This is a genomic window from Pseudomonas asiatica (assembly GCF_040214835.1).
Lineage (GTDB): Bacteria > Pseudomonadota > Gammaproteobacteria > Pseudomonadales > Pseudomonadaceae > Aquipseudomonas > Aquipseudomonas putida_Z.
In genome coordinates this window covers 2,360,666-2,382,974 of the sequence record NZ_CP157874.1, presented here as the reverse complement: position 1 = coordinate 2,382,974, position 22,309 = coordinate 2,360,666, and the positions used below count along the sequence as shown (strand labels likewise).

Genomic DNA, 22,309 nt, shown 5'->3' with positions numbered 1-22,309 from the left:
GGGCGAGGGGAAATTCAAATATTGCCTATCGTTATAACGCAGCGCATCCAGAAAACTTGCAAAACGGGCATAAGCACCGTAATTGCTGGAGAATCCCTATCGAGCGGTGATATCCAATCGACCAACAGATAAAGATTCATTATCTTTAACCGACCATCAGTAATGTAAAACAGCGGGAAAGCACCGCGCCCCGCCCCACCTCCCTACCCGGCCGACCCCATGAGCGCCCTCGACCTCGACCTGCTCCGCACCTTTGTCGCCATCGCCGACCACTCAAGCTTCGCCGAGGCCGGCCGTAACCTGGGCCGCACCCAGGCTTCGGTGACCCAGCACATGCAGCGCCTGGAGCAGCAGGTGGGCGTGCCGCTGTTGCGCAAGCAAGGTCGCCACAAGTCCCTGACCGATGCCGGCCGCCAGCTGTTGCGCCATGCCCGGCAGATGCTCACGCTCAACGACGAGGCCCTCGCCGGCCTGCGCCAGGACGGCCCCAGCGGCGTGCTGCGGATCGGCTCGCCCCACGACATCGCCGACACCATCCTGCCGCCACTGCTCAGCCACATCGCCCGCTCGGCGCCCAACCTGCGCCTGGAGATCGACGTTGGCCGCAGCCCGTTCCTGATGGAAGACCTGCAGCGCGGCAAGGTCGACATGGTCATCTCGACCCGCACCGCGCCGGGCCTGGAAGGCTTTGCGTTGCGCACCTCGCCGGTGTGGTGGATATGCGCGGCGCACTATCAGCACCTGCCGGGGGAGCCCCTGCCGCTGGTGCTGGTGGACGAACCCAGCCTGTACCGCAAGCTGGCGCTGGAGGCGCTGGAGCAAGCCGGCATCGCCTGGCGCCAGGCCTATCTGGCATCCAACCTGATCGGCGTCAAGGCGGCGGTGCGCGCGGGCCTGGGCATTACCGCACGCAGCCAGGAAATGGTCGGCCCCGACATGCGCGTGCTAGGGCAAAGCGATGGCCTGCCGACACTGCCCGACGTGACCTACTACCTGTGGGTGCGGGCCAACACCGTGAACCCGCTGGTGCGCCAGGCCTATGCGATGGTGCGCGCCAGCGTGGGGTTGTGATGCGCGTCGCCCTGGCTAATTCATAGGCAGCCCGCTGGCGTTGAGGTGGTGCGGAGCAGTGGTCAGTTCGAGCTCGGTCCTTCACTCCATTGACGCATATCAAGCCGCCGGCCTCGGTTCGCGAGACGATGGCTGTCAGCAAGGAACGAATCGAAAACCGCCATGCGCATTGTGCTCAAGGCCATCGCCATCGATCACTGTGCGCGGCTTTGGACAAGGAGCCCCACATGAGCCCGCTGAACCACATACTGGTAGCCACCGACCTGTCCACTTCTGCCCGCAACGCGGCAGAACGCGCTGCGTACCTGAGCAAGGAGCAACAGGCATCGCTGGACCTGCTGTACGTTGCCAACCCGGCCCCCTTCGAGCGCCTGAAACAGCTGGTGGCACCGGGTGACGACCTGCTGAAACGCGTGCTGGACACCGCAGGCGAAAAAATTCGCGCACTGGCTGCAATGCTGTTCCAGCGCCATGACATCGCCGCTGGCGTGCAGGTCGCGCACGGCTCGGTGACCACGGAGATCACCCGTGTGGTGCAGGATAAACGCAGCGACCTGCTGGTGTGCGGGGCGAAGGGCCAGAGCGTGGCGCGGCGCCTGCTGCTGGGCTCCACTGTGCAGAAGATGCTGAACCGCATGCCCTGCCCTTTACTGGTGGTCAAACAGGCGCCACGCGATGCCTACCGGACCTTGCTGGTTGCAGTTGATTTTTCGCCTTCATCACTGCGCTCCATCGAACTGGCAAAAGCCATTGCCCCACAGGCCGAGATCATTCTGTTGCATGTGTACGAAGCGCCGTTCGAAGGCAGCATGCGCTTCGCCCACATCGACCATGACACGCTTGCACACTACCGCAATGTCATCCGCAAGGATGCGGTGAAGCAGCTCGCGGCCTTGAGCGAAACCGCCGGAGTGGCAGATGCTCGGCAGATCGTGGTGCATGGCGACCCTGGCTGGCGGATTGCCGAGCAGGAACAAGAGCTGGAATGCGACCTGATCGTGGTTGGCAAGCAAGGGGAAAGCGCGCTTGAAGAGCTGCTGATAGGCAGTGTAACCAAGCATGTGCTGAACGAATCCCAATGCGATGTGCTGGTGTCGCCATAGGATGCAGGTGTTGTGGAGGACGCTTGCGTGTCCTCCACCGAAGCCCGCGCTATCCACCGCGGCGCCTGCTTCGCGGGTCAGACCGGAACAGACAACCCGACCTTGACCTTGTCCAGAACAATCAGCGTTCGGTAGGTCAGGATGTCCTCGTTATCCGCAAAATGCAGCCTGACCAGCTTTTCGAAATGCGCCACATCACGGGCAAGCATGACGATGATGAACGAAACCCCGCCGTTGACGAAGTAACACTGCTGTATCTCCTCGACATTGGCGAAGTACCGCTTGGCGCGGTCCATCACCAGGGATCGGTCGTCCCGCAAGCGCGATTCGACAATGGCGGTAATCATCTGGCCGACACTCTCCGGGGCGATCACCGCAGCGTTGGCGACGATCACCTCGCTTGCCTCCATCTGGGCGATACGCCGCTGTACAGCAGGCGTGGACAGGCCGATTTCCTCGGCAATCGCTCGCTGGGAGGTTTTGTTGTCGCGCTGAAGCAGCCGCAGAATCGCATGATCGAAGCCGTCAAGCGGGCGGCTGGTGGAGTCACTCATTTTCGGGTTCCAAAGAAAGCAGTTCGCTCATCAGGGGGCTATTTTCACAGCAATTCCTTCGAACGCCGAGCCCTAAAATTGCGTCTCGTATGTCGCTGGAGACGAGCGTGGACTCGAAAAGTGTTGGAGCATTCGCTCCTGTCGGCGCTGCCATCGCCGCCCTGGTGTCTGTGCAGACCGGTGCTGCCTTGGCCAAGACCCTGTTCCCACTGGTCGGCCCCGAGGGCGTGGCCGCGCTGCGCCTAGGCCTGTCAGCCGTGATCCTGCTGGCCGTGTTGCGGCCCTGGCGCATCTGGCAGCAGGCGAACATGCTTCACCTGCTGGGCTACGGCGTGATGATGGGGCTGATGAATCTGCTTATCTATCGGGCATTTCTCTACATCCCGGTTGGTATCGCGGTGTCCATCGAGGTGATCGGCCCTCTGGGGGCTGCCTTGTTGTCTTCCCGACGCCGAATCGACCTGCTCTGGATCGCCTTGTCGGTCGCCGGCCTCACCTTGCTGCCCTGGGGTACGGATAGCCATGGCCTGGACCTGCGCGGGGTGTTGTACTCGCTCGCCGCTGCACTGGCCTGGGGGCTGTATGTGATGCTCGGCAGCAAGGTGGCGGTTCACGGCAAGCAGGCGGTCGCCACCGGGATGTTGTTCGCAGCGTTGCTGGGTGTACCCTTAGGCGTTGACCAGGCAGGTACCGACCTGCTGGCGCCCTGGGTGCTCACGGTAGGCCTGGGCGTCGCCCTGCTCTCCAGCACCGTGCCCTTCCTGCTCGACATGTATGCGATGCGGCACCTGCCACCGAGCATCTTTGGCGTGCTGCTCAGCGCTTCCCCCGCCGCCGGGGCCATAGCCGGCTGGCTGATCCTCAACGAGGTGCTGACGCTGCTCCAGTGGCTGGGCATTGCAGCGATTGCCCTGGCCTGCGCAGGCGCTGCGCTGGTTGGCCAGCGCCGCTGAAAGCTTGCTTGCGGAACCTGCAGCATTACTCCGCCTCCAACAGCGGGCGCTCTGCGCAAGGCGTTTCATCGATTGCGCTGATGATTACTATCGAGCGACCCGCATGTTGGCCTGGCAAAAGCGCCCCCTATAATCGCCAGCAAATTTCCCCCGCTCCTTGCGCCTGCTTCAGGCGACATCCATCTCTTGGAATCCAATACCATGCCAAGTGCCAGCCAGGCCCCTAGCGGCCTCCCCGAACATGATCAACAAAGCGTCAGCCAGCAGTGGCTGGCAATCCTTTCGGTCGCCGTCGGCGCCTTCGCCCTGGTGACCAGCGAATTCCTGCCGGTGGGTGTACTCAACGATGTCGCCAGCGACCTTGGCATCAGTGCAGGCCACGCCGGCCTGATGGTCACCCTGCCCGGCATCATGGCCGCCCTCGCCGCCCCGCTACTGTCGGTGGGCATTGGCGCCCTGGACCGTCGCTACCTGCTGATCGGCCTGACGCTGATCATGATCATCGCCAACGCGGTGGTGGCCTACGCCAGTGACTTCAACCTGCTGCTGTTCGGCCGCGTGCTGCTGGGCGTGAGTATCGGCGGCTTCTGGGCGACGGCCATTGCCCTCAGCGGCCGCCTGGCGCCCAAGGGCGTCGGCGTAGCCCAGGCCACCTCGATCATCATGGTCGGTGTAACCCTGGCCACCGTGCTGGGCGTGCCGGTAGGCACCTGGTTGAGCGGCCTGATGGGCTGGCGCATGACCTTTCTGGTAACCGCGTTACTGGGCGTACCGGTGCTGCTGGCGCAGATCCTGTTGCTCCCGCGGCTCAACCCGGACAAGGCCATTCGCATCAGCGACCTGCCGGCCCTGTTCATCAACCCACAGGCGCGGGTTGGCCTGATCGCCGTGTTGCTGATCGGCCTGGCGCACTTTGCCGCGTACACCTATGTCGCGCCCTTCTTCAAACAAAGCTCCGGCTTCGATGGGCCGACCATTGGCTCGTTGCTGCTGCTTTATGGCGTGGCCGGGGTATTCGGCAATATCTTCGCCGGTTTCGCCGCCAACCGCAGCGTACGTCACACCCTGCTGCTGGTAGCGTTGATGATCGGCACCAGCACTGCCCTGTTCCCTCATTTCGCCACCGGCATGACCGGCGCAGCGATGCTGATCGGGTTGTGGGGCTTCGCCTTCGGCGCGTTCCCGGCCTGCGCCAGTATCTGGATGTTCGTCGTCGCGCCCAAGGATGTCGAACGCGGCATGCCGCTGTTCGTCGCCATGTTCCAGGTGATCATTGCGCTGGGTTCGTTCTTCGGCGGGCGGATCGTCGACCAGCTGGGCAGCTCGGTGCTGCTGAGCCTGGCCACGGCCCTGGTGGGCTGCGGTTTCGCTACGGTGCTGGTGCTGGGGCGTAATGTCAGCAACAGCCTGGCGGCGCAACCTGGCTGATTTTTTACGCTCTTTTTACGGCTGAGCCGACAGACAGAAGGAATACTGGGCGCGCGATGCTCAGGGATGGCATGCATTTCTACCCGCCAGTCCAGAGAAGCCCTTCGTGAGCCAGTCCACCGTCATCGCAAATCAATCCGTTCCCGGCAAGTCCAACCCCATCGGCATGCTCGTCGCCGCTGTCGGCGTGGTGTATGGCGACATCGGCACCAGCCCGCTGTACACCCTCAAGGAAGTGTTCGCCGGGCACTACGGCGTGCAGGCCAACACCGCCGGCGTACTGGGTGTGCTGTCACTGGTGTTCTGGTCGTTGCTCTGGGTGGTGTCGCTCAAGTACGTACTGTTCATCCTGCGTGCCGACAACCAGGGCGAAGGTGGCATCATGGCCCTGACCGCCTTGGCGCATCGGGCGGCGGCGCCCTACCAGCGCCTGGGCAGGATACTGGTGCTGCTCGGCTTGTTCGGCGCCGCGCTGTTCTACGGCGACAGCATGATCACCCCGGCGATCTCCGTGCTATCGGCCGTCGAGGGCCTGCAACTGGCCTTCGACGGTATCGAACATTGGGTCGTGCCGCTGTCGGTGGTGGTGCTGGTGGCGCTTTTCCTGATCCAGAAGCACGGCACCGCGCGCATCGGCATCCTCTTCGGGCCGATCATGGTGCTGTGGTTCATCGTACTGGGTGCGCTGGGCCTGCACGGCATCGTCCAGCGCCCGGAGGTGCTGCAGGCACTCAACCCGCTCTGGGCGGTGAAGTTCTTCGTGCTGCACCCGGGCATGGGGGTGGCGATTCTGGGCGCGGTGGTGCTGGCACTGACCGGCGCCGAAGCACTCTACGCCGACATGGGGCACTTCGGCCGCAAACCCATTGCCCGGGCCTGGTTCTTGCTGGTGCTGCCCGGCCTGGTGCTGAACTACTTCGGCCAGGGCGCGCTGATCCTCGGCGACCCGCAGGCAGTGCGCAACCCGTTTTACCTGCTGGCGCCCGAATGGGCCCTGCTGCCCATGGTCGGGCTTGCCACGCTGGCCACCATCATCGCCTCCCAGGCCGTGATCTCCGGTGCGTTCTCGTTGACGCGCCAGGCCATCCAGCTGGGTTACGTACCGCGCATGTTCATCCAGCACACCTCCAGCGAGGAACAGGGGCAGATCTACATCGGCATGGTGAACTGGGCACTGATGGTTGGCGTGGTGCTGCTGGTGGTCGGCTTCGAGTCGTCCGGGGCGCTTGCGGCAGCCTACGGCGTAGCCGTGACCGGGACCATGCTGATCACCACGCTGCTGGCCTCGGCAGTGGTGCTGTTGCTGTGGAAGGCACCACACTGGCTGGCGGTGCCGATGCTGCTGGCGTTCCTGCTGGTCGACAGCCTGTATTTCGCCGCCAATGCGCCGAAGATCCTCCAGGGCGGTGCATTTCCGGTGATTGCCGGCCTGGCACTGTTCACCCTGATGACTACCTGGAAGCGCGGGCGACGGATGATCGTCGAGCGACTGGACGAAAGTTCGCTGCCGCTGGACCTGTTCATTACCAGCCTCAAGGCCCAGCCGCCTCACCGCGTGGGCGGTACTGCCGTATTCCTGTCCGCCAGGCCCGAGGCGGTGCCTCACGCCTTGCTGCACAACCTGCTGCATAACCAGGTACTGCATGAACAGGTGGTGCTGTTGACCGTCGTGTTCGAGGACGAGCCACGGGTCAGCGCCGGCAAGCGCTTTGAGGTCGAGGCGTTTGGTGATGGTTTCTTCCGCGTGAGCCTGCATTTCGGCTTCATGGAGGAACCCGACGTACCGTTGGCGCTAAGCCGCTGCCAACGTGCGGACCTTGAGTTCGGCCCCATGCGCACCACTTATTTCCTCAGCCGGGAGACGGTCATTGCAGGCAGGCAGATGGGCATGGCCCGCTGGCGGGAGCACCTGTTTGCCTTCCTGCTGAAGAATGCCAACAGCAACCTGAAGTACTTCAAGCTGCCGCTGAACCGGGTGATCGAGCTTGGCACTCAGGTCGAGATCTGAACAGTCATGAAGCTTGAGGCTGCCAGGTACTGAAAGGGCCTGGCAGCCGCTTCATCGAACGGCTGCGCACTGCGGAACTTAAAAAGCAACCTTATGTCGTATCCGCACTCAAGCTCCCCCCTGCGCCTTCTGGAGGCGAACAAACATGAAAAAAACCCTGGTAGCCGTCTTTACCTGTGCCCTGGCGCTCGGCGCAACTGCATTGTTGCCTGCCGATATCTCGCCGATTGGTTCCGCATATGCCAAAGGTAATGGCAATGGCGGCGGCAAAGGTGGGTTCAACGGTAATGGCGCCGGCTACGAGAGTGATCATGCCGGCAAGGCCACCCGCAACCATGGCGAGAGCGGCAATCACTATGGAAGCCTGCGCAATGATGACAACGGCCGTGGCACTACCCGGTCCGGCATTGCCCATTCCAAGGAACACAACAAGGTCGGGCGCTCCTCTTCGAAGCATGATCGATAACTGAAAGCGCACATGGCGTGCCCTCGAACCGGGCGATGCGGTTGATGGCACCGGCTACGCCGGTGTTCGCGGGCTCGCCCGCTCCCACAGGTACAGCACATTCCTTCGGCTGGTGGGGTCCCTGTGGGAGCGGGTTTACCCGCGAAGCAGGCGACGCGGTTGATGGCACCGGCTACGCCGGTGTTCGCGGGCGCGCCCGCTCCCACAGCCTGGTGCCCGCCAGACCTCAAACCCTGAACCGCCCCACCAACGCCGTCATCTCCCCCACCAACCCCGACAACGCCTTGCTTGCCTCACTGGTCTGCTGCGCCCCCGCTGCCGAGGATGTCGACAACTCGCGAATGTTCAGCAGGTTGCGGTCCACCTCTCGCGCCACCTGGGCCTGCTCTTCGGCTGCGCTGGCAATCACCAGGTTACGCTCGTTGATCTCGCCGATCGCACTGTAGATACCCTCCAGCACCTGCCCCGAAGCCAGGGTCACGTCCAGCGTCGACTGGGCGCGGCTGGTACTGGCCTGCATCGAGGCCACGGCCGCTTCGGTTCCCGCCTGCACGCGCCCGATCATCTGCTCGATTTCCTGGGTCGACTGTTGCGTGCGGTACGCCAGCGTACGCACCTCATCCGCCACCACCGCAAAACCGCGCCCGGCCTCGCCCGCACGGGCGGCCTCGATGGCGGCATTGAGCGCCAGCAGGTTGGTTTGCTCGGACACCGAGCGAATCACCTCCAGCACCTTGCCGATGTCCCGCACCTGCCCGACCAGTTGCTGCAGATGCGCGCTGCTGGCCTGGATCTCCCGAGTCATGGCCTCGGTGCCGTCGATGTTGTCGCTGACTTGCCGGCGGCTTTGCGCTGCCAGCTGGTTGGATTCGCTGGTGGTCTGCGAGGTGGTGATGGCATTGCGCGCAACCTCCTCCACGGCCGTGGTCATTTCGGTGACGGCGGTGGCGGCCTGCTCCAGCTCCTGGCCCTGCTGGCGCAGGTTGTTGGCACTTTCCTCGGTGACGGTATTCAGCGCCGTGGCGGCTGCGTCCAGTTGCCTGGCGCAGCTGCTGATCTGCCCCAGGGTGTCGCGCTGGCTCTGCTGCATGCGTTCAAGTTCATGGAACAGCTGCCCGATCTCGTTACCGCCCTGCCCCTGCACCGGCACGCTCAGGTCGCCACCGGCAATGCGCTGGAAGTGCCGGCCAGCTTCGCGCAGCGGGTGCAGCACGCGCTGGGCAACAAAGGCCCAGCACAGCGCCGCCAACAACAGCGTCATGCCCAGCAGCCCCAGGCTCAGCATTTGCGCACGCGCCAGGCGCCGGTCGGATTCCAGCATGATCTGCTGACCTCGCTCACTCAATGCGCCGACCAGTTGCTGGCGCAGCGCCTGCAGCCGGCCCATGGCGTTGCCGGCGTCGGTGTTGACCTTGAAATACTGCTCGAGCGAACGTTGACGGGTTGCCTCACGCTGCCCGGCGACCGCCGTGGCATACTCGCCATAGGTGGCCTGCAGCGCGGTTGCCAGTGCGTGCAACGCAGGCTCGCGGGCGTTTTCGACAAACTCGTCCACCAGCTTCTGGCTCTTGTCGTTCAGCTCGACCGACAGCGCCATGCGCTTGTTGGCGCTTTCCTCATGACCACCCAGCTGCTCGATGAAGCCCGAGGACACATTGGCACTGGCGCGAATCGCCATCAGCAACGCATTGTTCAACCGGTCCGACTGGTGCGCGGTCTGGTCCAGTTCGGTGATCTGCTGGTCACTGCCCACCGCCGCCCGCCAGGCACTGACGGTGGAAAACAGCAGGGTCACGCTGAACAGCGACAGCACCCAGAACATTCCGGTGCGGATCTTCAGGTTGGCAAGCATGCGGGCAGTACTCCTTGTTGGCACCACTTCTGGTCGATGATTCGACGGTGGGTGTGCTGCTATCGGAGGTACTGCCCCAGGCTTGAGGCGCCGGAGTGCGGTTATGGGCGGTAACCGAACAGATGTTGTCGAGGCAAAGACCGGGCAACAGGCAACAAATCGCCCAGGCGGGAACTTCAACGCTCCAATTCGGTCGATAGCATCCCCTCGCCCTCCAGCCAGGGGCTTGCCCAAGCCCTGCCGAGTCTACCGCCGATGCCCAGCACACCTGTTCTGTCAGCCCTGCTCCTGTTGTTCAGCGCAATCACGGCACAGGGCGCACTGGCCGGCGAACGCTACGCGCCCGCACGCAGCAACAATGCCTCGACGGTGCTGATCGAAACCGCCTCGCAACAGTATGCCGACGGCCAACTGGACCAGGCGGCGGCCACCCTGGAGCGTGCGCTGCACATTCAGCCGAACAACCCGGCAACGCTGCACTACCTTGGCGTTTTGCGCCTTCAGCAAGGGCAGTATGAACAGGCCGAAACCCTGGCGCTTCGCTCCAACCTGCGTGTTGGCAACAATCACGCACTGCGCAGCCGCAACCTGCAGCTGATAGAAGCCGCGCACAAGGCCCAGGGCTCGGGCATGCTGCCGACGGCTGCACACTGACGGCGATCAGACGCTGCGCGTCAGGCCACCATCGACCTGCTTTGCCACCGGCTGCGCCGGTGATCACTCGCAAGTCAGCTCTCATGGAACTACCCATAACTCATTGCATCAGCAGGGACCCTGTGGGAGCGGCTTTAGCCGCGAACACCGGCGCAGCCGGTGCCATGCACCGCGTTGGATTCTTCGCGGCTAAAGCCGCTCCCACAGGGTACGCGGACCGCTTGCGAATTCAGTTTTCTACTCGACAGCGCAACCCAAAGGGCTGGGTGATCGCCCACAGGGATTGCGCTGGACCGCTGTTGCAATCGCCTTCGCTGCTTGCGCCAAACGTTGTGTAGCCAGCCGGATTTCCTCCATGTCCAGCGAGGCGAAACCGAGGCGCAGGGCATTTTCCGCATGACCAAACGGCGAAAACTGCCGGCCACTGCGTACCACCAGGTCCAACTCCAACGCCTTGTCAACCAACTGATCCACATCGATCCCGTCAGCAAACCTCACCCACAGCGCCAGCCCACCTTCCGGCTCGCGCACGGTTACCTGCTCGCCAAAGGCATCGTGCAAGCAAGCCAACAGGGTCTCTCGACGCCGGCGATACTCCCGGGCAACCCGACGCAAATGCTTTTTCAGCTCGCCATCATTGATCAAGTCCGCCAGCATCTGCTGCATCACCGCATCGCCCTGCCCCAGGGTCAGTGTCGCCCTGCGTTCGAGCGCCGCAGCCACCTCCGCCGGCGCCACGATGAAACTGCAACGGAACGTACTGCCCAAGGACTTGGACAATGAGCCAATGTAGATCACGTGCCGCTGCTGACGGTCGCTGGCCAGCGGCAGGTAAGGCCGCCCGGCGAAGTGGTACTCATGGTCGTAGTCTTCCTCAACCACGCAAAAGTCATGCTGCCGCGCCAGCTCCAGCAGCTGCTGGCGGCGCCCGGCAGGCAGGCTGACCGTGGTCGGGAACTGGTGATGGGGAGTGATGTACAGCATGCGCACCTGGTGCAACCGGCACAGTGCATCGATCTGCTCGACCCGGCAGCCCTCGTCATCCAGGTCCACGGTGACCAGCCGGGCGCCCAGCTGGCGGAAGATCTCCCACGCGGGCGGATAGCTCAGGCGTTCGACCAGCACAACGTCACCGGGCTTGAGCAGCACGCTGCCCACCAGGTACAGCGACATCTGCACGCCCTGGGTCAGGCAGATATGCTCGGCGCCAACGTTCAGGCTGCGATTGTGCCGCAGCATGTCGGCCAAGGCGCTGCGCAGGGAGTGGCTGCTGCACGCGCTGCCATGGCGCACGGTGTTGGCGGCAAAGCTGTTGCGCAAGGCATTACGGTAATAACGGTGCAGAACGGTCTGCGGCAGCAGGCGGTGGTCACAGGCACCGTTGTCGAAGAACAACGCACCCGGCCGGTCCTGCTGCGCGGCAGCCTGTTCGTTGGCCGCGAAGTAGGCAACGGCAGGCTCCTCCTGTAGCACCAGGGCAAAGGGCTGCGCTGCGTCGGGCTCGGCCTGGGTGCCAGCCGCCAGCTGCCGACTGACGAAGGTGCCACGGCGTTGCACGCTTTCCAGCCAGCCTTTGGTCTCGGCTTCCTCGTAGGCGAGGATCACCGTCTTGCGGTTGACATTCAGCAGCTGCGCCATTTCCCGCGTGCCGGGCAACGGCGTGCCAGGGCGCAGGCGGCCCTCGGAGATCGCGGCTACCAGGCCCTCGACGATCTGCCTGTACGAAGCCTGCGGCTGCGCCCCGTCGAGCTTGAGCAGCGGCTGCCATTTGCGAAGCTGGACCATGTGAATTAACCGAAACTGGAGGTTCTACTGGTCCTGGACTATAGCAACAATCGAACCTCCACTTGCCCCGAGGTGCCCATGCAGAACCGCCACGTCATTGAATTGTCGCCCTCGGGCAAAACCTTCGACGCCAGCCAGGAGCTGCTGCTCGATGCCATGCTCGCCAGCGGCCTGCCGGTGCCCTTCTCATGCCGCCGCGGCGCCTGCGGCTCGTGCAAGGTCAAGGTGGTGTCGGGGCAGTATCGGGACAAGCAGCGGACGGCAGACATGCCCGCGCCCTGCTACCCCCTCGCCGCCGACGAAATGTTGCTGTGCCAGAGCCATGCCTGCAGCGACATGCGCCTGGAAATCCCCGGCTGGTCCCTGGAAACCCAGGCGCTGGAAATCCACGCGCAGGTTCATGGCAAACGCGAACTGAGCGCCGATATCATCGAACTGGTGCTGCAGCCTGCACAGCCGTTGGCGGTACGGGCTGGCCAGTACGTACGCTTTCGGCTCGACAACGGTGACAGCCGCTGTTTTTCCATCGCCAACCTGCCCGCCCAGGACCAGGGGCAACTGGTGTTTCACATCCGCAAGGTAAGCGGCGGCCTGTTTACCGAACGCCTGCTGCCAACCCTGCAAGCAGGTGACAGCTTGAAGCTGGAAGGGCCGGTGGGTGCCTGCACCTGGCAGCACGAGGACCAGCGGCCCCTGGTGCTGTTCGCCACTGGCACAGGTTACGCCGGCATCAAGCCATTGCTGCTGACCGCCCTGGCAGGTGATGCCGAGGTCACGTTGTACTGGGGCGGCAGATCGGACGCCGACTTCTATGACCGTGAGTTTCTCGACCAGGCCAGCCGTGCACACGCTCACTTTCGCTGGCACCCGGTGCTGTCGGACCGGGAGCGCGTGCAGCAGGTGGCGCTGGCCCAGGCCCATCGCTGGGCCGACACCCAGGTCTATGCCTGCGGCAATGCCACGATGATCAGCCAGGTTCGCGAGCGGTGCCTCGCAGCAGGCCTGCAGCCCCATCGTTTTGTCGCGGAGGCTTTCGTTGCCAGCGGCGCACTGGCGCCCGAGGCCTCAACAGCCAGCCCATTGCACCCGGAGCTGGAAAAAGTCGGCCCGCGCTACTCGCTGGACGGCATGCTCGCTGCCCGCGAGCAGTCGGTACGGGCCGTGACAGCGATCGCCAGCCAGCTGAAAGTCGGCATGACCACCGCCCAGGCGCTGGAGATGGCCGCGCAAACCTTGCAGGCGATGGGCGCATCGCACACCTGGCACCCGACCTACATCCGCTTTGGCGACGACACCGTGCGCACGCCGCGCCAAGGCATTGATCTGCAACGTGTATTACGTAACACGGATATCGTCGTGGTCGATGTCGGCCCGGTATGGGATGGCTATGAGGGCGACTATGGCGACACCTTCGTGTTCGGCCAGCACGAGCTGCACCACGCCTGCGTCAAGGCACTGCATGAAGTGTTCGACGAAACCCGCCAGGCCTGGGGCCGTGGCCTGACCGGGCGCGAACTGTACGACTTCGCCGAGCGCAGTGCCCAGGCAAAAGGCTGGCAGCTGGAGCGCAACCTGGCCGGGCATCGCATCGCCGACTTCCCGCATGTGCTGTATGGGCAGGACAAACTGGCCGAGGTGGAAATCGTCCCGAGCGAAGTGGTGTGGGTGCTGGAGATCCAGTTGTGCCACCCTACCGAGCCGGTCGGGGCGTTTTTCGAAGACATCCTGATTGGCGAGGCCAGGCCGCTTTCATAGATTCAGAAGCAAGCGATCCGCGTACCCTGTGGGAGCGGCTTTAGCCGCGAAGAATCCAACGCGCTGCATGGCACCGGCTGCGCCGGTGTTCGCGGCTAAAGCCGCTCCCACAGGGGCCCTGTTGATTCAATGAGTTATGTGCCGTTCTATCTCAAGCACCGAGCGAATCCAGCACGCCTTGCAGCTTGCCCCGGGTCATCTCGGTGCACGGCTGCATGGGCTCTCGCAGTTCGTCGCTCATCAGCCCCTGTAGCTGCAAGGCCGCCTTGACCACAGCCGGGTTGGGCTCGGCAAAGGCCATCTTCATCCACGGCAGCAACTGGTAGAACGTTCCGCGCGCGGCTACCCAGTCGCCATGGTCGACCTGCTGCAGCATGCGCACGTACAGGTCGGCGCGTACATGCGCCGAAGCCGAAATGGCCCCTGCGCCACCCAGGCACAGGTTGTTGAAGATCTGCATGTCCTCACCGGCCAGCACCTGGGCGTGGCCGTCCTGGATCAGGGCCATGGTGGTCTCGCTGTCGCCGCCGCAGTCCTTCACCGCCGCGATGCGAGGGTGGCGCACGATGCGCCGCAGGGTTTCACGCTCGATGCGTACCCCGGTGCGGTAGGGGATGTCGTAGACGATCACCGGCACGCTGGCGGCATCCGCCACGGTGCTGAAGAACGCCTCGATGCCGGCCTGCGAAGGACGGATGTAGCACGGTGCAGGGACCAGCAGTCCGCCAATGTCACGCCGCTGGATTTCAGCCTGGAAGGCCAACAGCTCGCGCAGGTTGTAGCCCGACAGGCCCATCACCACCCTGCCCGGCTCCACCCAGGCCAGCACAGTGTCCAGCACGGCCAGTTGCTCGGCCTTGGACAGCGCCGCTGCCTCGCCCGTGGTACCGCATACCACAAAACCGGCCACACCCTCTTCCAGCAGCTTCTTCACCAGCTTTTCCAGGGCGGCGAAGTCGATTTCATTGGCGCGCATGGGCGTGACGAGGGCGATCCAGATACCACGGAAATTCGACATGCAAAAACTCCTGATGTTGACCGAAAGTCAGCGTCAGCAGGGCGAAGAGTCGAAGTGGTCTGGCAGGGATACCTGGCGCCTTCTGTCTCGTCAGCCCACCTGACGAGACAGCGCGCCTCGGTCAGATGAGCGGCTGTTTCTTGGATTTCTTGGCAACGGCAACGCACGCGCCTGCCTGGGCGATGAAGCCCGAAGCGAAAATGGCGTGGTTGGAAATGGACATGCTGGCAAGCCCGTTGCGTGGATATGGCTGGATAATGGTGGCGCGGCGCACTCGGTGTCAACACCGAGATAGCAAACCCATCCGGCTGCGCTGGTGTTCACTGCCAAAGCCGCACAGAGATCTGCGGGCCCGATCTTGTACAAGAGGTATTTGATCAATCCAGCATCCACCCAGCATCACCCTCCTCCAGCACACCACCGTGATCCGTCCGGTCACCTTTACGCGCCACGGCCGCGCCCTCGACCAGGAAATGCTCAGCCCCACTCTCGATCACGGCGCCGCACGTGGTCCGATCCCCCACCCTGGCAACCGCCCTGCCATTGAAGGTGTACGTGGCACTGCCGCTTTCTACCTGGTTGGTGCCATGTAGCGGGCAGACATGTCGATGGCCTACCAGTACGACAGGGTTCATTGGGCTTCTCCTTCTGATGGCCCGGTACGAGATTCACGGTCCATGTCCTCTGGCCAATGAACCTTGGGAGCCCTGCAATGCATGTGGCTCAGGCCATCGTCATCGTTCCAGTCACGGGGTGGGTGCACGAACTTCGGCAGGGCTTCGGGACCTTGCTGCATGAATAGCCGGGCGATAGCCCAGTAGGCTTCACCGTGGTACAGGTCGTGGGTGAAGAAGACGCGGTCGATGACTTCGTTGGTTTCCGGGTTGCGGACGGACAGCATGACGTTTTCGATCAGCCCACCGTGGCCAGGGGCGTAGACTCGGTAGACTTCGGCGGTTACGTCGTCCCAGTTGTAGGCGACCGGTTTGACGCCCCAGTGTTTGCCGCTGAAGATGAAGATGCGGTCATATCGAAACTCATAAATGTATATCTTTTGGCGGAGTCGATTGAAGCGAATTGGCTCATCTCTAGGCGTAACCAGATCAAGTCTGACATAGGGAATCAAAGCCCATAGTATTGCCGGAGGAAAAATTATTGATATGTTTATTAGCCAATCGCGCTGCCAACCGTCATGCAAAAGACCCCAGTAGAGGCAAAGCGTCAATCCCAGAATAAAAATCAACCCCGGAATCCCAACTAAAAATATGACACCTCGGAGGATAATGCTACTCCGAGGTAACTCGAGATAAACATCATCGAGGTAGTTGGGCGACGGTTTGACACTTGCCCACACTTCCCGCCACTTTGGCACTTCATCTACCTTGGGAAGGTCATGACTCCAGCCTAAAGCGCGCTCCCACAGAACTTTACCATCACGCTTCACTCGTTAATCTCCCTGGCACAAATCTCAATATACCCACCTGGCAAGCTCCGATCCGGCCAGTACATCACCAACAGCGTAGCTGCCAGTATCGTGTGGTTTCCTATAGTTGCCATGAGCGATATCGAGCCAGAAATTTCTAACTGACTGAACCCCGCAGGGTAAGGTTTTCGCTTCTCGCTGATTGAATAATTGCGGTCGTGGTCGGGTATTCGCGGCGATGTAAAGCTGGAAAATGAAGAGGACGGTGAGAGAGGCTCTTCAGAGTTTGCAAAGAAATTGCCCGAAGCAATAGTTTCCCCGCCAACGTAATCAGGGTGATGGCCATCACCGTGACGATGCACGATCAATTTCCAGTGATATCCCGAAGACCGCTCGTCGTACATAGGCAAAGCGATCAAGAATTTTAGCTCCCTCATTATTTCGACACTAATCAAGCCACCGATTTTCGGAAGACCTGGATCAGTTGCCAAGTGCGACTCAAAGTGCAACTTCGCCTGCACCCCTAACGTGGCAGCATTGAGTTCGGCAAAAGCGATATCCGCATGTTCTGGAGAATTCCAATGAACGCTCGGCTTTTCGTCTGCCTTTCCAAAGCAGCACCGCCTTACCCAGCGTTCCAAATCAGTTGATTCATTTTTCTCAGCCCGTTTGCTTAGTTGATAAGCAGCAAGCGTGAGGGCTATCGCCAATCCCAGCGGGCCGAAAAATAACGGATTGAGTACTGCGACTCCGAACGCGATAGTTCCAGCAGCATAAAAAACGGCTGAAGTTAGATGTTGGTAGTACGCTACATCATCACCCGCAGCGGCGGTGCGCCTCATGGCATTGATTGCTTGAGCCGTATCAAAGACCCCTGCAACCACACTTACCAAAGCACCAAGCCTTATCAAGGCCTCCCCTGTGGCTGCTACACCCTTTGCCCGTGCCAAATTCAGTGGACCAGCGCTTGATCTCAAAATGAGCCCAACCAACTCGATTTGCCCTCCCAACACGCCCAATTGAGATCCTTGCAACGCCAATTTGGCCTCAAACGCCTTGGGCCCAATCTCCGTTTCCGCCTTTTCCTGATTCCTGCCCAGGCTGTCCTGCTGCAGATACAACCCGCCTATCGCCAGCAGAACCTCCCAGCTGCCAGCGATCCCGCGCAACCCGGAAAAACCGGTTCTAACCAATCGGGCCGCCTGCTGCGTTGTGATCTTCATCCCCTGCAACAACCTGCGCGCATCGGTTTCCAACGTCCCCGCTGCCACCGAGATATCCACCAAGGCAAGCTGCGCCGCACTGCTCGCCTGGGTCACCCCCATGCTGGCCTCCTTGAACAACCGCCCATGCACTTCCTCAGCCTTGCCCTCGACCCACACCGTTACGCTGATCATCGAATTGGTGAACCGCGGGTCAAGCACGGCCAGGCTCATCAGCCCGTGCTGGATGATCGGCCGCACCTTGCGCATGGCCTTCATCGAACCAAACTCGAAGTCATCGATATTGCGGCGCATCCGGTCCCGCGCCTCGGCGATCGACGCGTTGGCCTTGTGCTGCAACTCCCGGAGGTGGGCGCTCTGCAAGGCGTAGTACTCGCCCAGCTTCATCTTCACTTCCAGCTCGATCAGGTGGACGCCGTTGTAGAGAAACTGCGTGGCGCTGTTCAGATGCCGCACGGCCTTCTGAATGCCAGGTGACAGACATGGCGCCAGCCGCTGACTGGCCGCATTGAGCGCGCCCTGCGTTTCAGCAATGGCCTGCTTGAGGGTATTGCGCATGCGCAGGCCGGCGTCATCGCTGGCGATGATCTTGCTCAGCATGCCGTAGAGCTTGTCGCTGTCGTTCCAGTTGATCGCTTCTGTGGCGGAGAAACTGGGCAGCAGCCCGGCCAGCAGTGCCTGGTCGCGCATCAGCAAGGCGCGGTAGGGCGGGCTGTCCGGGTCCTTTAGCCATTTCAACCAGAGCAGTTCGCTGGTGCCGGAAGCGGGAACATGCGGTTCAAGGCGGGGGACGACAGCTTCCGTAATGCCGCCACCCAGGCACAGGGCCATGGTCTTGGCGTAGGCCACCCCGGACTCACGATCGTTACCGTCGTAGTCGTACGCCTCGGCCACCTTGAACATGGGCGTATCGAACAAGGCAACGTACGCCCTTGCGTCCTTGTCGATGTAACGCTGAAACTCGCGTTCCTGCTGCTCGTATTCAGCCTGGAACGCGGCCCGCTGCGGTTCGTGGTAGCGCTCTTCAAGCCGCTCGTCACTCTCCTGCTGCGCACGCTCGACCAACAGCTGCCGCTCGACAGCCGGGTCGGTGAACACCGGCGGCCCATCGCCCGTCATCGGTTCCAGCGACGGCACCTTCTGCGCCGCCCATTCCCTGTGCGTGGCACGAATGATCTGCAGGATCTGCGAGGTCTGCAGCTGATAGGCCCGCATCGGTTCTTCACGCCAGGCCTGACGCTTCAGTACCCAGTTCAGGCGCTGATGGTTGTACTCCTGAATCAGCCCGACGGTGTCGTCGAGCACCACTGCCAGCACGCCGTTTTCCAGCTTGTGCCGGTTGATCGCATTGACCAGATAGCCGCGCAGGGCGAACCGGCGCAACCAGCGGCTGTGGAAGCCATGCGCACTCTCGAAGGGGGCGCAGCCATGCTGGGCATACTCGAACACCTGCTGGTCGACCCCAAGCTTATCGGGCGTCATGGCGATGCCCAGCAGCTCGGGATTGCTGCGTGCCTGATTCAGATCCAGGCCCTCGAAGCGATGCGCAGGCGACGCGCCGCTCTTGTAGGCGTTCAGCACGCTCACCGGCCAAGGATCGCTGGAGAAGGCCAGCCAGGCGCTGGCGTACCTGCTGGTATCGATGTTGAGAAAGGCCGAAGGAATGTCGTGATCTGCGTTCACGCATTTTTCGGGCAGCGGCGAAGGCGGGCCGTCCGGTGGCTCATAGGGATTGAAACGACGCAGGTGACCCTGCTCGCTGACGGCATAGGCATGCCAGACCTGCTGGTCGAGCAGGACATACAGGTAGCCCATGCGCAAAGTGCGCAAGCCGATCTTCGCCGTGATATGCCGGTTATCCGCCACGGTGGAGACACACTCGGGGCGGGTATCCGGTACCAGAGCGCGGCGCAGCGGCAGGATCGGCAGGCCCTGGCGCTCGCAAAACATGCACTGGTCATGCGGGAGCCCTGCTTCGGCGATCGCGAGGGCAATACGTTGGCTGATGGTCATAAGCGACTCTCGGATTTCGGCAGGCATTCGATCAGTTGGCGCCATTGCGCCTCGGAGTAGCGGGCGAGCAATGCGGCAAGAGGCGCCTGACCTCTGGCCGCTGCGTCGATCATTTCGCCCACCGCAGGTACGGTATGCAGCCTGGGGTGAATGCACAGGTGATGGAGAGCGAAGGCCACGATGTCCTCCATCTCGCTCAGGCCCAACCTGCGTGCATCATCGACATGGTTCGAAGCACGCACCGCAGCAAACGGTGGAATCTGACACTGATTGATGTGCTGCGAACCCGCTCGCAACACTCTCCAGGTAGCCAGCACACGTTCGATCAGCCCCACGTCATCCTGAATTCGCCGCGCAGGGGTTGGTAAAGGGTGTCGCTGCCCGCTCTGCCCTTTCAGGCTTGCCAACCTCCCACCGCTACTCAGGAACAACCAGTCACTGATCGGCCACCATGGGCCTTGTTCAAGCCGCTCGAACGTCGCCGCAAGCAACTCCAGACGGACGGGTTCGTAGACCGGGTGGCAGCCAAATTCCCGATTGGAATCGGGCAACCGACACAAGGCCGTGAGATGGGACGCGACAGCGGCCGAAGGCGCCTCACTGAACAGCCAGCCACACAGGTAACGCCGTTGCTGAAACAACGCCCTCTGCGCTGCCCGGGCGGTCAGTTCCAGCAGACGGCGACTGGGGACCGTGCCGGGCGAAGCCAGGCAGACCAGTACGGGATGCAGTTGGGGGGCATGGGCCAGGTCGGCCCGGTGCACACGGGTCAATGCCTGCTCACCCAGGGCATTGCGCAGCGCGGCAAGCACGGCATGGTCGCCATGGTGAGCAGTCGCAAGCGGATCTATCAGCACATGGCAGTACAAGTGCGCCCCATGATGGCTTTCGATGAGCCTGGCCAGGTTATCGGTGCGCATCAGACCTTGGCCTCGCACTTTTTGCTGGCGTCAGGCGTAAGCGAGAGTGGCTGGCTGTTTCCAGCCCCTGACGCAGCCGCGCTGGTTTGCCCCAGCAGGTCGAGTTTCAGCCCGTTGATGGTGATGCCCTGCCCGTCCAGCACAATGCTGCCGCCCGCGGTTCTGAACTCGATGCGCTCACTGGCGCGCAGCTGATAGATCGTCGTATGTTGCTCCATGCCCTGCCCGACGGTGACCTTTTGCGCACCTTTGACGACAAGCTCGGCGTCCTTTCCGACAAAGGCCTGGTGATTGGCCCCTGTTGATTCGCTACGGTCGTTGCCTACTTTCTCGAACAGGTCATGCTTGATATCTACACGGCAGTCTTGCCCAATGAGCTGGGTATGGTCGCCCCCGGTTTCCTGGCGGAAGTCATGGCCGATATTCAAGTGCTCATCATTACCGACCTGCTCGACACGATTACGCCCCACACGCGTGGTCTCGTCATTGCCGACTACATTGTTCTGGTCCCGCTGGGCATGGATGAACACTTCTTCCTTGCCGAGTTCGTCCTCGAAGCGCAGTTCATTGAAGCCATTGCCCTTGTGGGTCTGGCTCTTGATGGTCATGCGCGTCTTGTGCTCGGGCAGGTCGTACGGCGGCAGCTGGTCGCCGCAATAGGTACGCCCGGTGATCATCGGCTGGTCGGGGTCGGCGTTGACGTACTGGACGATCACGTCCTGGCCGATGCGCGGGATGGCCATCGAACCCCAGCTACCACCGGCCCAGCCTTGCGACACGCGCACCCAGCAGGAGCTGAACTCGTTGTTCTCGCTCTCCCGGTCCCAGGGGAAGCTCACCTTGACCCGGCCCCACTCGTCGCAGTAGATCTCTTCCCCGGGCGGCCCGACGACCGTGGCCATGTGCGGGCCGTCGATGCGTGGCTTGGGCAGTGGCGCCGGACGCCATTCGATCCGGCCGGGCACCAGCACGGCTTCCTGCGAGTAGCGTGTCCCTTGTTCGGCCCCGGCAGCTTCTTCTTGCAGGCTGGTGAACTGGCTGCCCTCGTGATGTACACGCATCACACGCCAATGGGCGTTGAGGTCTTTGCGCGGGTGCTCGACGAGGGTGAAGCTCAGCCCCGGTTGCAGGCGTACATCATCGCCCTCGACTTCGGCAATACGGGCGTCATGGCGCAGGGCCGTCAGGCGGGTAGCGGTGAAAGGCACACCGACCGCATCGCGCTTGTAGCGGCCAGGGTAGTCGAAGCGCTCATAGTCCCGGGACTGATGGGTGATGCTACTGTCACCTGCGCGGTGTTCCTGCCGGTACTGCGGGTTGGTGAAGGTGTAGTCCCGCTGCACCTGCCGTGCGGTGCGCACCTGTTCGCTGTAACGCAGGCGGCGCAGGCAAGGCCTGGCCTGGTCGCCACCACTGTTGGCGCGGTACAGCACCTGGTCGGGGCCGATGTCGTCTTCGTCGAAGAAGTCATCACCTTCGTCGTCGGCCTTGAGCGCGCTTCGGCTGATCTGCCCCAGCGCCAGCAGTCGGTCGGTGATGACCAGCAGGTGTTGTTTAGGCGTGTGCTCGAAGCGATAGACGAAGCCCTCTTCACCCGCCAGGCGGGCGATGAAGTCGAGGTCCGTTTCACCGGCCTGTACGCAGAACTCACGCACCTGATGCTCGCCCATGCTCTTGATTTCGAAACGGGCAATGCCCTGGCGCTTGAGCATCAATTCGAGAATCTGCGGCACGGTCTTCTGCTGGAAGATGCGCCAGTTCGAACGCAAGCCGGCACGGGCCAGCACGGGCTCGACCAATGCGCGGTAACGGGTGCGATAGAACCCCGTCTCACCCTGGCTGAAACTGCTGACCAGGCCGTGCACATAGCGCAAGGGGCGCTCACCGCGCCAGATCGTGAACAGCACTGGTTTGTCGAGCAACTGGCCGAAGTCGACCTCGTCTTCAAAACTGATCAGTTCCAGTTTCAGCTGGAACGGTGAGCTGATCATTTCGTCGAGTTCGAACGAAACCACTTCGAAGTCAATCTGGCCAGCCAGCAGCTGGAAGGTGAAACGCAAGTCGGATTGGCTAGGCATGCGGA

The 22,309-nt window shown here is 62.3% G+C and carries 18 protein-coding genes; 8 read left to right on the top strand and 10 right to left on the bottom strand.

The window, feature by feature from the left end:
• The first annotated feature begins 219 nt into the window (after window positions 1–219).
• Both ABNP31_RS10675 and ABNP31_RS10670 read left to right on the top strand, forming a co-directional pair.
• Complete coding sequence (locus ABNP31_RS10675; protein ID WP_238067685.1) at window positions 220–1,071, top strand: LysR substrate-binding domain-containing protein; 852 nt, start codon at window positions 220–222, stop codon at window positions 1,069–1,071.
• A 227-nt stretch (window positions 1,072–1,298) separates the two neighbouring features.
• Window positions 1,299–2,174, top strand: coding sequence for a universal stress protein (locus tag ABNP31_RS10670; protein WP_085663343.1), 876 nt, complete (start codon window positions 1,299–1,301; stop codon window positions 2,172–2,174).
• Window positions 2,175–2,251: 77 nt separating this feature from the next.
• Here ABNP31_RS10670 and ABNP31_RS10665 read toward each other — a convergent pair whose 3' ends face one another.
• Window positions 2,252–2,728, bottom strand: coding sequence for an Lrp/AsnC family transcriptional regulator (locus tag ABNP31_RS10665; protein ID WP_025339583.1), 477 nt, complete (start codon window positions 2,726–2,728; stop codon window positions 2,252–2,254).
• Between the two features lie 107 nt (window positions 2,729–2,835).
• Here ABNP31_RS10665 and ABNP31_RS10660 point away from each other — a divergent pair, with 107 nt between their 5' ends.
• The 4 genes from ABNP31_RS10660 (at window position 2,836) to ABNP31_RS10645 (ending at window position 7,583) form a co-directional block, all read left to right on the top strand.
• The gene (locus tag ABNP31_RS10660) at window positions 2,836–3,681 is read left to right on the top strand and encodes an EamA family transporter (protein ID WP_238067686.1); all 846 of its coding nucleotides are present in this window, start codon (window positions 2,836–2,838) and stop codon (window positions 3,679–3,681) included.
• Window positions 3,682–3,882: 201 nt separating this feature from the next.
• Complete coding sequence (locus tag ABNP31_RS10655; RefSeq protein WP_075045557.1) at window positions 3,883–5,109, top strand: MFS transporter; 1,227 nt, start codon at window positions 3,883–3,885, stop codon at window positions 5,107–5,109.
• Window positions 5,110–5,275: 166 nt separating this feature from the next.
• Window positions 5,276–7,117 (top strand): potassium transporter Kup, encoded by a 1,842-nt coding sequence (locus ABNP31_RS10650; RefSeq protein WP_350013411.1) that lies wholly within the window; start codon window positions 5,276–5,278, stop codon window positions 7,115–7,117.
• A 145-nt stretch (window positions 7,118–7,262) separates the two neighbouring features.
• Entirely contained in the window at window positions 7,263–7,583 is a 321-nt protein-coding gene (locus ABNP31_RS10645; RefSeq protein WP_350013297.1) for a hypothetical protein, read from the top strand.
• A 226-nt stretch (window positions 7,584–7,809) separates the two neighbouring features.
• On the opposite strand, the gene ABNP31_RS10640 is transcribed toward ABNP31_RS10645, so the two are convergent.
• Window positions 7,810–9,435 (bottom strand): methyl-accepting chemotaxis protein, encoded by a 1,626-nt coding sequence (locus ABNP31_RS10640; protein ID WP_350013296.1) that lies wholly within the window; start codon window positions 9,433–9,435, stop codon window positions 7,810–7,812.
• A gap of 255 nt (window positions 9,436–9,690) precedes the next feature.
• Here ABNP31_RS10640 and ABNP31_RS10635 point away from each other — a divergent pair, with 255 nt between their 5' ends.
• Window positions 9,691–10,089, top strand: coding sequence for a tetratricopeptide repeat protein (locus ABNP31_RS10635; RefSeq protein WP_025339589.1), 399 nt, complete (start codon window positions 9,691–9,693; stop codon window positions 10,087–10,089).
• Between the two features lie 237 nt (window positions 10,090–10,326).
• On the opposite strand, the gene ABNP31_RS10630 is transcribed toward ABNP31_RS10635, so the two are convergent.
• The gene (locus tag ABNP31_RS10630) at window positions 10,327–11,874 is read right to left on the bottom strand and encodes a PLP-dependent aminotransferase family protein (RefSeq protein WP_350013295.1); all 1,548 of its coding nucleotides are present in this window, start codon (window positions 11,872–11,874) and stop codon (window positions 10,327–10,329) included.
• A gap of 78 nt (window positions 11,875–11,952) precedes the next feature.
• Here ABNP31_RS10630 and ABNP31_RS10625 point away from each other — a divergent pair, with 78 nt between their 5' ends.
• On the top strand, window positions 11,953–13,629 hold the full coding sequence (locus ABNP31_RS10625) for an NAD(P)H dependent flavin oxidoreductase family protein (RefSeq protein ID WP_139832702.1): 1,677 nt from the start codon (window positions 11,953–11,955) through the stop codon (window positions 13,627–13,629).
• A gap of 151 nt (window positions 13,630–13,780) precedes the next feature.
• Here the strand turns inward: ABNP31_RS10625 and dapA are convergent, their stop codons facing one another.
• From dapA to ABNP31_RS10590, 7 genes are all read right to left on the bottom strand, one after another.
• Window positions 13,781–14,647, bottom strand: coding sequence for a 4-hydroxy-tetrahydrodipicolinate synthase (dapA, locus tag ABNP31_RS10620; RefSeq protein ID WP_085663337.1), 867 nt, complete (start codon window positions 14,645–14,647; stop codon window positions 13,781–13,783).
• A gap of 121 nt (window positions 14,648–14,768) precedes the next feature.
• Window positions 14,769–14,921: a hypothetical protein gene (locus tag ABNP31_RS10615; RefSeq protein WP_155951624.1), complete on the bottom strand. Its 153-nt coding sequence runs from the start codon at window positions 14,919–14,921 to the stop codon at window positions 14,769–14,771.
• A gap of 103 nt (window positions 14,922–15,024) precedes the next feature.
• Window positions 15,025–15,282: a PAAR domain-containing protein gene (locus tag ABNP31_RS10610; protein WP_085663336.1), complete on the bottom strand. Its 258-nt coding sequence runs from the start codon at window positions 15,280–15,282 to the stop codon at window positions 15,025–15,027.
• Window positions 15,279–16,091 carry a DUF6708 domain-containing protein gene (locus ABNP31_RS10605; RefSeq protein ID WP_256578928.1) on the bottom strand — a complete coding sequence of 271 codons (813 nt, stop codon included), beginning with the start codon at window positions 16,089–16,091 and terminating at the stop codon, window positions 15,279–15,281. The genes ABNP31_RS10610 and ABNP31_RS10605 overlap by 4 nt, the downstream gene beginning before the upstream one ends.
• Window positions 16,088–19,306, bottom strand: coding sequence for a T6SS effector BTH_I2691 family protein (locus ABNP31_RS10600; RefSeq protein WP_350013294.1), 3,219 nt, complete (start codon window positions 19,304–19,306; stop codon window positions 16,088–16,090). The genes ABNP31_RS10605 and ABNP31_RS10600 overlap by 4 nt, the downstream gene beginning before the upstream one ends.
• Window positions 19,303–20,226: a hypothetical protein gene (locus ABNP31_RS10595; protein WP_350013293.1), complete on the bottom strand. Its 924-nt coding sequence runs from the start codon at window positions 20,224–20,226 to the stop codon at window positions 19,303–19,305. The genes ABNP31_RS10600 and ABNP31_RS10595 overlap by 4 nt, the downstream gene beginning before the upstream one ends.
• A complete protein-coding gene (locus ABNP31_RS10590; RefSeq protein ID WP_350013292.1) occupies window positions 20,226–22,304 on the bottom strand; it encodes a type VI secretion system Vgr family protein in 2,079 nt (692 codons plus the stop codon). Before ABNP31_RS10590 ends, ABNP31_RS10595 begins: the two co-directional genes overlap by 1 nt.
• Between the last annotated feature and the right edge of the window lie 5 nt (window positions 22,305–22,309).

Excerpts from the sequence above, each read along its gene's own strand:
- ABNP31_RS10675 (WP_238067685.1), top strand. The coding sequence starts at position 220 with ATGAGCGCCCTCGACCTCGACCTGCTCCGCACCTTTGTCGCCATCGCC.
- ABNP31_RS10670 (WP_085663343.1), top strand. The coding sequence starts at position 1,299 with ATGAGCCCGCTGAACCACATACTGGTAGCCACCGACCTGTCCACTTCT.
- ABNP31_RS10665 (WP_025339583.1), bottom strand. The coding sequence starts at position 2,728 with ATGAGTGACTCCACCAGCCGCCCGCTTGACGGCTTCGATCATGCGATT.
- ABNP31_RS10655 (WP_075045557.1), top strand. The coding sequence starts at position 3,883 with ATGCCAAGTGCCAGCCAGGCCCCTAGCGGCCTCCCCGAACATGATCAA.
- ABNP31_RS10650 (WP_350013411.1), top strand. The coding sequence starts at position 5,276 with ATGCTCGTCGCCGCTGTCGGCGTGGTGTATGGCGACATCGGCACCAGC.
- ABNP31_RS10645 (WP_350013297.1), top strand. The coding sequence starts at position 7,263 with ATGAAAAAAACCCTGGTAGCCGTCTTTACCTGTGCCCTGGCGCTCGGC.
- ABNP31_RS10640 (WP_350013296.1), bottom strand. The coding sequence starts at position 9,435 with ATGCTTGCCAACCTGAAGATCCGCACCGGAATGTTCTGGGTGCTGTCG.
- ABNP31_RS10635 (WP_025339589.1), top strand. The coding sequence starts at position 9,691 with ATGCCCAGCACACCTGTTCTGTCAGCCCTGCTCCTGTTGTTCAGCGCA.
- ABNP31_RS10630 (WP_350013295.1), bottom strand. The coding sequence starts at position 11,874 with ATGGTCCAGCTTCGCAAATGGCAGCCGCTGCTCAAGCTCGACGGGGCG.
- ABNP31_RS10625 (WP_139832702.1), top strand. The coding sequence starts at position 11,953 with ATGCAGAACCGCCACGTCATTGAATTGTCGCCCTCGGGCAAAACCTTC.
- dapA (WP_085663337.1), bottom strand. The coding sequence starts at position 14,647 with ATGTCGAATTTCCGTGGTATCTGGATCGCCCTCGTCACGCCCATGCGC.
- ABNP31_RS10610 (WP_085663336.1), bottom strand. The coding sequence starts at position 15,282 with ATGAACCCTGTCGTACTGGTAGGCCATCGACATGTCTGCCCGCTACAT.
- ABNP31_RS10600 (WP_350013294.1), bottom strand. The coding sequence starts at position 19,306 with ATGACCATCAGCCAACGTATTGCCCTCGCGATCGCCGAAGCAGGGCTC.
- ABNP31_RS10595 (WP_350013293.1), bottom strand. The coding sequence starts at position 20,226 with ATGCGCACCGATAACCTGGCCAGGCTCATCGAAAGCCATCATGGGGCG.
- ABNP31_RS10590 (WP_350013292.1), bottom strand. The coding sequence starts at position 22,304 with ATGCCTAGCCAATCCGACTTGCGTTTCACCTTCCAGCTGCTGGCTGGC.